Source organism: Methylobacterium sp. WL9, assembly GCF_008040035.1.
Lineage (GTDB): Bacteria > Pseudomonadota > Alphaproteobacteria > Rhizobiales > Beijerinckiaceae > Methylobacterium > Methylobacterium thuringiense.
The window spans coordinates 1-10,381 of record NZ_VRVE01000115.1 but is presented as its reverse complement, the minus strand read 5'-3'; the positions used below and the strand labels follow the sequence as shown (position 1 = coordinate 10,381).

Below are 10,381 nucleotides of genomic sequence, written 5' to 3'. Positions count from 1 at the left end.
GCGCCCGCGCGGGCGGCGGCCCCGCGAACGGCGTTCCTCGCGCTCGTGGTGCTCTTCCTCCTCCCGCCGCTCCGCCTCGATCAGGGCGAGGCGGTCGGCCATCGGGATCTGGTAGTAGTCGGGATGGATCTCGCTGAAGGCGAGGAAGCCGTGGCGGTTGCCGCCGTATTCGACGAAGGCGGCCTGGAGCGAGGGCTCCACCCGCGTCACCTTGGCGAGGTAGATGTTGCCGCGCAGGGGCCTGCGGCTGGCCGACTCGAAGTCGAATTCCTCGACTTTAGATCCGTGGACCGTGACGACCCGGGTCTCCTCCGGGTGCATCGCGTCGATGAGCATCTTGTTGGTGTTGGCCATGACGAACTTTCGACATGGCGGCGGACGGGGCACACCTTGGACCTTGCCGTCCCGGCGGCGCCTTCCGCGGCCGTGAGGCCGGAACGGGGAGGGCGCGTGTCGGGCTCGTCGCCGTGGCCTGGAGGCTCAGGGGCGAGAGGCTTCGGGAAAAGGGTTTGCCGTCAACCGCCGCTCGGCGCCGGTGATCGGCGCGCCTGGGGTTGAACATGGCCGGCGGGAGGAAGGAGACGGCGCAACGCGACGGGCGTGCGCGGGAGGCACGAGCAACGGCAACCGATGCTGTGTGTCCCCCCATCCCTTCCGGCCTCACGAAGATTCCTGACCGGTCATGCCGGCCGCATGTCATTCGAAACAGGTGCGGCGGGACAAAAATCCCCGTCGCGCTTGCCGACACCGATCCGGCCTCGAAACGTGTCCGAAGATCACCACGAGGAGCCGGCTGCGAGAAGCACGCGAGGGGGCTTTCCGCGTCCGAAGGCCGCAAGTGTGACCATCGGGACCGGATGGGGTCGGTTTCATTAGCGTTTGTCACGCGCGTTTGGCAAGAGTCTGTTTCGATGACAGGTTTTCGCGATGGTCGCAGCCCTGCGACCAAAGCCCGGTGCGCGCGTTCCGGACGCCGCCGCTCGGCAGCGATGGATCGAGGGCCGAATTCCGGCCGAAAAGGAATGCTTAACCACGATCGCTCTAAGTCCTAGAGACAGGCCCCGGGGAACCAGACGCCCGCCGATGCCGACACGCGCCCGCCCGTTTCCGACCGTCCTGCTCGCGCTGGCGCTCTCCGCCAGCGTGCCGGCATTCGCCCAGGACAACGACAAGCTACGCATGGGCGCGGTGGCGATCGGAGCCGAACTCGCCACGCAGGGCACCGCGACCACCCTCACCCTGATCCTGTCCAAACCCGTCGAGGCCCGCGCCTTCGTGATGGAGCGGCCGGACCGGGCGGTGATCGACCTGCCGGAGGTCAACTTCCAAATCGGCCCGGAGGCCGGAATCAAGCGGGAGGGCGTCGTCACCTCCTACCGCTATGGCCTGTTCGCGCCGGGCCGCTCGCGCATCGTCGTCGATCTCGCCGGCCCGGCCGTCGTCGACGGGATCGAGACGAAGACGCGGCGCGACGGCGCGACGCTCCTGTCGATCGCCTTCAGGCGGGCCGAGCGCGACGTGTTCCGCAAGGCGGCCGTCGCGAGCGACCCCTCGCCGTCGCTGCGCAAGACCCTTCCGGCGGAGGCTGTCGACAGTCGTCCGCTCGTGGTGGTCGACGCCGGACATGGCGGCACCGATCCCGGCGCCATCGCCAAGACCGGCGTGCTCGAGAAAGACATCGTGTTCGGCTTCGCGCGATCGCTGGTGGAGCGCCTGAAGGCTGGGGGTCGCTACCGCGTGACCATGACCCGCGACCGCGACGTGTTCGTGCCGTTGGCCGATCGCGTCCGCATCGCCCGCGAGGCCAGGGCCGACCTGTTCATCTCGATCCATGCGGATTCGATCTCGGCCGCCCCGCAGGTGAAGGGCGCCACGATCTATACCGGCTCCGAGAAGGCGACCGACGCCGAATCCGCCAAGCTCGCGGAGCGCGAGAACAAGGCGGATTCCGCCGCCGGCACCGACTCGGCCGTCGGCCCGGCCGACGTGTCGGACATCCTGCAGGAGCTGACGCTGCGGGAGACCCGCGGCTTCTCCTCGGGCTTCGCCCACCGCCTGATGGGCCAGCTGTCGCCGGTGATGGAGATGAGCGGCAAGCCCCATCGCGAGGCCGGCTTCGTGGTGCTGCGCTCGCCCGACGTACCCTCGGTGCTGGTCGAGCTCGGCTACCTGTCGAGCAAGAGCGACCTCGAGAAGCTGCAATCCGAGGAATGGCGCACCAACGTCACCGGCTCGATGGCCAAGGCCGTCGACCTGTTCTTCGCCGGGCGCAACACCTCGGCCCAGCCGATCGGCGCACCGCCGAGCACCACCGGCTCGGTGCCCTTCGGCAAGGGCAGCGCTTTCACCGGCTCGGCCATGACGATGCCGCGGTTGGGCGGGTCGCGGTAGAGGTCGCCGCAGTTTCACCATAGAACCGGTGTCGATACGGGCTCGATCAAGCCCGGTCGGGCCGAAGCCGCCGAATGGCTCGCGACCGCGCCGACGCACACAGCCTTTGAGGCCGCATCCACTACCGGCCGGCCCCGCGGGGCCGTCGGCGGGCGGCCAAGCGACGGAACGGACATCCGGATGCGATTCATCCTGCGGTTCTTCGGGATCCTGTTCTCGGCCGGCGCCGTGCTGTTCTGCATCGCGGCGGCCGTCGGCGCGTTCTTCTATTGGAAGTACAGCCAGGACCTGCCGGACCACGCCGCGCTCGCCAATTACGAGCCGCCGGTGATGACCCGCGTCCACGCGGCGGACGGCTCGATGCTGGCGGAATACGCCCACGAGCGCCGCCTCTACCTGCCGATCCAGGCGATGCCGAAGGTCATCGTCGCGGCCTTCCTCTCGGCGGAGGACAAGAACTTCTACAAGCACGGCGGCATCGATCCCGAGGGCATCGTGCGCGCCCTGGTGACGAACCAGGCCACCGGCAAGAAGCAGGGCGCCTCGACCATCACGCAGCAGGTCGCCAAGAACTTCCTGCTCTCGGCCGAGCAGACCTACGACCGCAAGATCAAGGAGGCGCTGATCGCGCTCCGGATCGAGTCGGCCTACTCGAAGGACAAGATCCTCGAACTCTACCTCAACGAGATCTTCCTCGGCACCATCGTCCCGGGCCGCAACCTGCACGGCGTCGCGGCGGCCTCGCTCGATTACTTCGGCAAGTCGGTCCATGAGCTGACCATCAACGAGGCGGCCTATCTCGCCGCGCTGCCGAAGGGGCCGAACAACTACCACCCCTACCGCAAGACCCAGGCGGCGCTGGCGCGCCGCAACGAGATCATCGGCCTGATGGCCCAGAACGGGTACATCACCAATCAGGAGGCGGACGACGCCAAGAAGAAGCCGCTCGGCATCAACCCGCGCGTCGCCTTCCCGAACGCGGCCGTCTCGAACTACTTCACCGAAGAGGTCCGCCGCGAGATCGCCGAGCGCTACGGCCAGACAAAGCTCTACGAAGGCGGCCTCTCGGTGCGCGCCACCGTCGACCCGAAGATGCAGGCCTGGGCCCGCAAGGCGCTGGTCGACGGCCTCGTACGCTACGACCAGTCCCACGGCTGGCGCGGCGCCGAGCACAAGGTCGACCTGACCGGGCGCGACTGGGGCCTCGCCGTCTCCGAGGTGCCGGTGCTCGGCGATATCGCCCCCTGGCGTGTCGCCGTCGTCCTGAACACCCAGGGCGGCAATGCGCAGATCGGCCTGCAGCCACGACGCGAAGGCGGCGGCGCCGTCAGCAAGGACCGCGAGACCGGCATCATCGGCGCCGACGGCGTCAAGTGGACCGGCCGGGGCGTCGCCTCGGCGCTGAGTTCGGGCGACATCGTCTATGTCGAGGCCATCGAGGGTGGAACCGGACGCTACCGCCTGCGCCAGAAGCCCGAGATCTCCGGCGCCATCGTCGCGATGGACCCCTATACCGGCCGCGTGCACGCCATGGTCGGCGGCTTCTCCTACGACGAATCCGAGTTCAACCGCGCGACGCAGGCGATGCGCCAGCCCGGCTCGTCGTTCAAGCCGATCGTCTACTCTGCGGCGCTCGACAACGGCTACACCCCGTCCTCGATCGTGCAGGATTCGCCGATCACCATCGAGGCCGGTCCCGGCCAGGAAGCCTGGAGCCCGTCGAACTACGACGGCAAGTCCGGCGGCCCGCATACGCTGCGCTACGGCATCGAGCACTCGAAGAACCTGATGACGGTGCGCCTCGCCAAGGACGTCGGCATGCCGCTGATCGCGGAATATGCCCGCCGCTTCGGCGTCTACGACGATCTGCTCCCCGTGCTTCCGATGTCGCTCGGCGCCGGCGAGACCACGGTGCTGCGAATGGTCACCGCCTATTCGATGCTGGCCAATGGCGGCCGCCGCATCAGGCCGACGCTGATCGACCGGATCCAGGACCGCACCGGCGAGACCATCTACCGCCACGACAACCGCAAATGCGTCGGCTGCGACGCGGAGAAGTGGTCGGGCCAGGACGAGCCGAAGCTCGTCGACGAATCCGAGCAGGTGCTCGATCCGCTCACCGCCTACCAGATGGTCTCGATCATGGAGGGCGTGGTCCAGCGCGGCACCGCGACGATCCTGAAGCAGATCGGCAAGCCGCTCGCCGGCAAGACCGGCACGACGAACGACGCCAAGGACGCCTGGTTCGTGGGCTTCTCGCCGGACCTGGCCGTGGGCGTCTATCTCGGCTTCGACAAGCCGAAGTCGCTCGGCGACCGCGCCACAGGTGGCGGGCTCGCTGCGCCCATCGCCCTCGACTTCCTCAAGGTCGCCCTCAAGGACAAGCCGCCGACCCCGTTCCGGGTGCCGCCGGGAATCAAGCTGATCCGCGTCTCGGCCGGCTCCGGCACCCGTGCCGGCTCGGGCGAGGGCGCCGGCACGATCCTCGAAGCCTTCAAGCCGGGCACCGCACCGCCGGACGCCTACGTCGCCCAGCCCGACGCGCCGACCATGGTGCCCGAGGGCGCCGGCGCCGCCGCGCAGACCGGCGGGGTCTACTGATCCCGACAGGGGCCGAGCGCGACTCGTCCTGCGTCGCGGTGCAGCGGCGGCCTTCCGCCGAACGCGCCGCCCTGAGACGGCTTCCGACGGAACCGACAGGTCCGCCTCCGTCCTTGCGAAAGCAGGCACCGGTTGTTTCGATGCCCGATACAATCAACCAGAAACGGCATGAGCCGGCGGTACATCGGAAACTATTCGACCGGGCCTGAGGAAACTTCGACAAATCGGATCGAAGGATTTGTCGGAAACCCGACATAGTCGTATGTTTGTCCCATCACCGGCCAACGATCTTGGGCGCCGGTGGCTGAGAGTTGCGTGTGCTCCCGCCTGTCCTGCGTGGAGCCTGCCATAGCTCGTTTCTTCTTCAACGTCTTCGACGGCACCGGCACGACCGACACGGACGGAACCGAACTGATCGACTGGCAGCAGGCCCGCCGCGAGGCCATCCGCATGGCCGGCCTCATCCTGATCAACGAGGGCGACAAGCTTCAATCCGGCAACGGCTGGACGATGGAGGTCAGCGACGAGGCGGGGCTCGTCCTGTTCCAGCTCGAGGTCCGTTTCATGGAGACGCCCGTGGTGGCGATGCAGACGGACGATCAGGTGCGTTCCACGTTGCCGCGACGCTGACGCGACGGCATACGTTCGAAACGGTCCCTCACGACGGCCAGGACGCGGGCCGCCGCGGAACCGACTTGGTTCGTGACGACCTGCGCCCCGCATCATCCCGTCATCGGGCTGTCTCGGCCATGCCTCCGGCGGAGAACCGCAGGGATCGCGGCGCTTGCGATCCTCCCTCAGACAGATGCCTTGCGCGCCATGGCGAGGTCGGCCAGCGCCCCGATCCGCATGTTGCGGGCCGGGGCATCGATCATGAAGCGCTCGGCGATCTCGCCGATCACCACATCGGGCCGGACCTCGGCCAGATAGTCCCAGTCCATGCTCGTCGACCACAGGAAATGGACCTCGCGAAACCTGTCGGCGAGGAATGGCGTCAGCGTCGCCACCGGGCTCATGGCGCTGTGCTGCGCATAGGAATCGCCGAAGATCACGATCCGGCGCGGATCGGCCTCGGGGTCGTCGTTGCGGAAGACCGCATGGGCGCCGATATGCGCGTCCATCGGCCGGCCGGCGGCCTCGAAATGGCTCAGCAGGCCGTTGGCGTGGATGCGCCGCGCCGCACTCTCGAACCGGCAGTTCTCGACCGTCTCCACCGGCATCGGCGTGAGCTTGGTCGCGAGATCCCCGGAATACGAGAACGTCTCCTGCAGCCGCCGGGCGGCGATGTCGTCGCGGGGCGCGACGTCGAGGCGGGCGAGGATCGTGCGGTAGGCGAGATCGCAGCCCGCAAAGGTCCAGTGCGTGTCGGTGCGCCGGTAGAGCGGAACCTCCCAGCGCGCCGCCCGCATCGGGCCGACGAGATCGACCAGCGCCTTCGCGCCCGCCGAACCGCGCAGCCAGCGCCGGAGCCGCAGCGCCGGAGCCCGCTCCGGGTCGAAGGCGAGGCCATCGACGGCGTCGTGGTAGATCGTGAGCTTCTCCGGCGCGACGACGTGGAGATAGGCCGCCCCGAACCGCGCGCTCCGCCGCACCCGCTCGGCGAGATGACTCCGCCACCGCCACAGCGTCCGTCGCGAGAAGCCCGGCCTGCCGAACTGGTCGAGGACGCGGTTGCGGCCGCCGGTGAGGAAGAGCCAGCCGTCGCGCCCGACATGCACCTCGGCAGCAGAGGAGGAGGGCGTGGCGGCGTCCTGCTGTCGGGTGGCGAGCATCGGCTCCGTCGCGTGTCTCTCACGAAACGCCCGGTCATCGGGCGTGATCCCACGACTGCAACGGTGACGCGAGAGTTTCGTGGGAAGCACTTAGCCGCGGGCGCGCATCGAGGCCAAGCGCCCGTGCCGAGGGCGATGCACGCCGCGGTTTTCGAAGGGACGGGCGTCAGAACGACGCCCTGACCCCGCCGAACACGCTGCGGCCGTTGCCCGGATAGAACGCCACCGGGCCGCCGGCGACCGTCGCCGCATTGGTCACCACCGAGATGTCGGAGACGTAGCGGGCGTCGGCGAGGTTGCGGGCGTCGAGGAACAGCGAGATGCCGTTGGCGAAGTCGATGCCCGTCCGCACGTTGAACAGCGCGTAGCCCGGCACCTTCAGCGAATTGGCATGGTCGGCGAAGGCACCCTGCGGCACCCAGTCGATCGAGGGCGCGAGGTAGAAGCCGCCCGGCTGCGTGTAGGTCACGATCGTGCGCAGCACGTCCTGCGGGATGCCGGCGATCCTGTTGTTGCCGAAGGTCGGGTCGTTCACGAAACGGAAGTCGTTATGCGTCCAGACCTGGGCGACGTTGAGCGTATCGCCGAGGCCGGTGAGGTCGCGCAGCACCTCCACGGAGACCGCCGCCTCGACGCCCTGGTGGACCGTGCGCGGCGCGTTGAAGGTCGCCGCCGGGATGTTCAGGCCGGGATTGATCGCGAAGTTGATCAGCTCGTCCCGGATGTCGGCCCGGTACAGCGTCACGTCCCAGGTCAGGCGGTCGATGCGCCCGCGCGTGCCCGCCTCGTAGGTCCAGGCGCGCTGGGCCTGGAGCGGTACGAAGGTGACGCCGAGGGTGTTCATCTGGGCGAGGTCCGAGAAGTCGGGCACGTCGCGCGAGCGGGTGACGTCGCCGAAGACCTGGATGTCCGGCAGCGGCTGCCAGAGCAGGCCGACCTTCGGGTTGACGCCCTCGTAGGTCACGTTGCCGAAGCGGGCGGCCGGGCTCGCCGGCAGGCCGCCCTTGTTCGAGAAGGTGCGGTTCGAGGAGAACGCCTTCAGCCCCGTCATCAGCGCCACGTCGGGCAGGAACCAGAAGCGGTTCTCGCCATAGGCCTCGTAGTTCGAGGCGCTCTGGAGGGCGTTGACGGTCTGGGCCCCGCTGCGGCCGGCGATGTTCACGAACTGGTTCGCCTGATTCACCCCGGCAAACGCCCGCAAGCCCAGGATCGTGTCGTTGCGAAAGCCGGCGACATCGAAGGTTCCGGACCAGTGCGGCGAGATCCCGTAGGTCAGGCCGTCCTGGTCGATCACCTGGAAGATCGGGTGGTAGAGGTTCTTGTGGATCACCCAGGAATCGACGTCGAGGCGGCCGACGTCGAGTTCGAACGCGGTGCGGTTGGCGAGCCGCTCGGTCTGGACCTTGCGCGATTGGTTGCCGGTGATGGCGCTGGGGTTGGCGAGCCGCGGGTTGTTCAGCGCGTCGGACAGGCTCAGCGTGCCCGGCAGCTTCTGGTCGGTGAGGTAGATTCCCGCGTAGAACCGCGTCTCGATACCGGGGGCGATCTTGTAGCCGACATTGGCATTGAAGTTCTGTGTGCGCTGGGTTTCGTGGCTCCGGTAGCCGTCGGAATTGGTGATCGTCGCGTTGATGAGCGCGTCGACCGGCCCTTCGATCCGCGACATCTGCACGTTCTCGCGGATCGTGCCGAAGCTGCCGCCGTCCACGCGAAAAATGTTCGGCGCGAAGGCGGTGTAGGCGGTAGGCGTCACGAAGTTGACGGCGCCGCCGAGGGTGGTCGCGCCGAAGGTGAGCGCGTTGCCGCCCTTGTAGACCTCGGCCGAGCGCAAGGAGAGCGGATCGACCTGGTAGAAGTCGCCGCTGCCGTCGGCGAAGTTCAGCGGGATGCCGTCCTGCAGGAGCTCGATGCCGCGCAGGTGGAAGCCGCGCGCGATGCCCGATCCACGGATCGAGAGGCGCAACTCCTGTCCGTAGCGCTCCTGCACGAACACCCCGGGGGTATCCTTGAGGACGTCGCGCAGCGTGTTGGCGTAGCTGTTCTTGAACGCATCCGCATCGACGAAGGCGACGGAGCCGACGGTGGAATTCACCGCCCTACGCTGCTCGGCGACGCTCGGAACCGTGAGAGAGCCGCCCCCCGCCGGGCCACCGCCCTCGACGCTGAGTTCGGCAAGGGTGGTGGAGGTCTCGGTGGTGGCGGTCTCGGTGGCGGGCACCGCGAGGGCGGCGGGCGAGGTCAGCAGGCAGCAGGCGAGCGCGCAGGCTCCGCCAGAACGGGAGAAGGGCATGGCTGGCTCCACGCCCGCGCCGCGCCCGCCACGAAAGGCGAGGGGCTGCGGGTCGTCGACAGAGGGATGGGGCGGGGCCGTCGCGCCCGGCCGGCGGCCGGGCGCAGGGAAACGGTCAGTGCTGGTGCTCGGCCGCAGCCGAGGCCGCGCCCTGCATACCGGGACCCTGGGCAGCAGGACCCTGCGCGCCGATCGGTGCGACCGTGAAGCTCACCGGCACCTTGCCGGCCCGCTCGAATTCGAGCGTGCCCTGCACCGTCTCGCCGGCCTTGAGGCCGTCGTGCAGGTCGAGGAACATCAGGTGCAGGCCGCCGGGCTTGAGCGCGACGTTGCCGCCGGCCGGAACCGCAAGGCCGCCCTCGACGGGCGCCATCTTCATCACGCCGCCCTCGGTCGACATCGAATGGATCTCGCCCCGTCCCGCCTGAGGAATCGATGCGCCGATCAGCCGGTCGGGCTGGGCTCCGGCATTGCTCACGGAGACGTAGCCGCCGGCCACCTTGGCGCCGCCGGGGGTGGCGCGCAGCCACGGCGTCTCGATCGTGAGATCGCCCGCCTTGATCGGAGCCGGCGCGTCGCCCTTCGAACCGACCTTCTCAATCGCCTTGGCGGCGATGATCCTGACGCCCGGCGCAGGGGTCTTGAGATCGTGCGGATCCTGGCCCGCCTGCGGGATCTGCGTCCAGGCGATCCCGCCCTTGTCGGCCCCGCCGGCGCATTCCTGCTCGACGGGAAAGTAGACGGTGGCGCCCGGCGAAAATTCGTCGGTGATGCGGGCAAAGAAGGTGAACTCGTCGACCTCGTCGTCGCCGAGGCTGCCGCCGCTCCAGGTGATCGCGGTGACGCCCTCCGAGACCTTGCCGTGGAAGGACTGGTAGGCCTTGGCGTAGCTGCCCTTGGTGGTGCCGAGCTGCCAGCCGGGCTTCGGCATCGGCTTGGCGCCGATCACGCCCTCGGGGATCGTCACCGTGACGCGGGTCGTAGCCGCCCCCTCGCAGCCGTGCATGATCTGCACGACCCCGCGATAGGCTGCGTTCGGGCTGGCTTCCTTGCGCTCCAGCACGGCGTGGGCGCTTGCGGCGGAAGCGAAGGCGATGGGGAAGGCGGCGAGGAGGGCGGCCCGATAAAAGCGGTTCGACATGATGGAAAAATCCGGCGTCTGAAGGATCTGGAGCACGAAGGCGGTGCGATCGGTTCAGGCGGCGGGAGGCGCTCGGGCGCTGGCGAGGGTGAAGGGGGGCGCGCGGGCGGAGGCGAAGCCCTCCATCCGCCAGATCACGCGGACGACGCGCCGCGCCGGCCAGACGATCGACGTCATGGCGGAGAG

At 68.7% G+C, this 10,381-nt stretch carries 6 protein-coding genes and 1 pseudogene; 3 read left to right on the top strand and 4 right to left on the bottom strand.

The annotated features are described in order from the left end of the window. Positions 1 to 354, bottom strand: a pseudogene (locus FV217_RS20735) (S1 RNA-binding domain-containing protein); the annotation flags it as partial. Between the two features lie 729 nt (positions 355 to 1,083). On the opposite strand from FV217_RS20735, the gene FV217_RS20730 reads away from it, so the two are divergent. From FV217_RS20730 to FV217_RS20720, 3 genes are all read left to right on the top strand, one after another. Further along, positions 1,084 to 2,391 (top strand): N-acetylmuramoyl-L-alanine amidase, encoded by a 1,308-nt coding sequence (locus FV217_RS20730; RefSeq protein WP_147820261.1) that lies wholly within the window; start codon positions 1,084 to 1,086, stop codon positions 2,389 to 2,391. 180 nt (positions 2,392 to 2,571) lie between these two features. Then, the gene (locus FV217_RS20725) at positions 2,572 to 4,992 is read left to right on the top strand and encodes a penicillin-binding protein 1A (RefSeq protein ID WP_147820259.1); all 2,421 of its coding nucleotides are present in this window, start codon (positions 2,572 to 2,574) and stop codon (positions 4,990 to 4,992) included. A 315-nt stretch (positions 4,993 to 5,307) separates the two neighbouring features. Beyond that, positions 5,308 to 5,622, top strand: a complete 315-nt coding sequence (locus FV217_RS20720; protein ID WP_238232504.1) for a hypothetical protein — start codon at positions 5,308 to 5,310, stop codon at positions 5,620 to 5,622. A 167-nt stretch (positions 5,623 to 5,789) separates the two neighbouring features. Here FV217_RS20720 and FV217_RS20715 read toward each other — a convergent pair whose 3' ends face one another. From FV217_RS20715 to FV217_RS20705, 3 genes are all read right to left on the bottom strand, one after another. Continuing rightward, entirely contained in the window at positions 5,790 to 6,764 is a 975-nt protein-coding gene (locus FV217_RS20715) for a hypothetical protein (protein WP_147820257.1), read from the bottom strand. Between the two features lie 166 nt (positions 6,765 to 6,930). Next, the gene (locus FV217_RS20710) at positions 6,931 to 9,054 is read right to left on the bottom strand and encodes a TonB-dependent receptor (RefSeq protein WP_147820255.1); all 2,124 of its coding nucleotides are present in this window, start codon (positions 9,052 to 9,054) and stop codon (positions 6,931 to 6,933) included. Between the two features lie 115 nt (positions 9,055 to 9,169). Beyond that, positions 9,170 to 10,195, bottom strand: coding sequence for a DUF1775 domain-containing protein (locus FV217_RS20705; RefSeq protein ID WP_147820253.1), 1,026 nt, complete (start codon positions 10,193 to 10,195; stop codon positions 9,170 to 9,172). Between the last annotated feature and the right edge of the window lie 186 nt (positions 10,196 to 10,381).

Coding starts and splice junctions, on each gene's coding strand:
- FV217_RS20730 (WP_147820261.1), top strand. CDS start 1,084: ATGCCGACACGCGCCCGCCCGTTTCCGACCGTCCTGCTCGCGCTGGCG.
- FV217_RS20725 (WP_147820259.1), top strand. CDS start 2,572: ATGCGATTCATCCTGCGGTTCTTCGGGATCCTGTTCTCGGCCGGCGCC.
- FV217_RS20715 (WP_147820257.1), bottom strand. CDS start 6,764: ATGCTCGCCACCCGACAGCAGGACGCCGCCACGCCCTCCTCCTCTGCT.
- FV217_RS20710 (WP_147820255.1), bottom strand. CDS start 9,054: ATGCCCTTCTCCCGTTCTGGCGGAGCCTGCGCGCTCGCCTGCTGCCTG.
- FV217_RS20705 (WP_147820253.1), bottom strand. CDS start 10,195: ATGTCGAACCGCTTTTATCGGGCCGCCCTCCTCGCCGCCTTCCCCATC.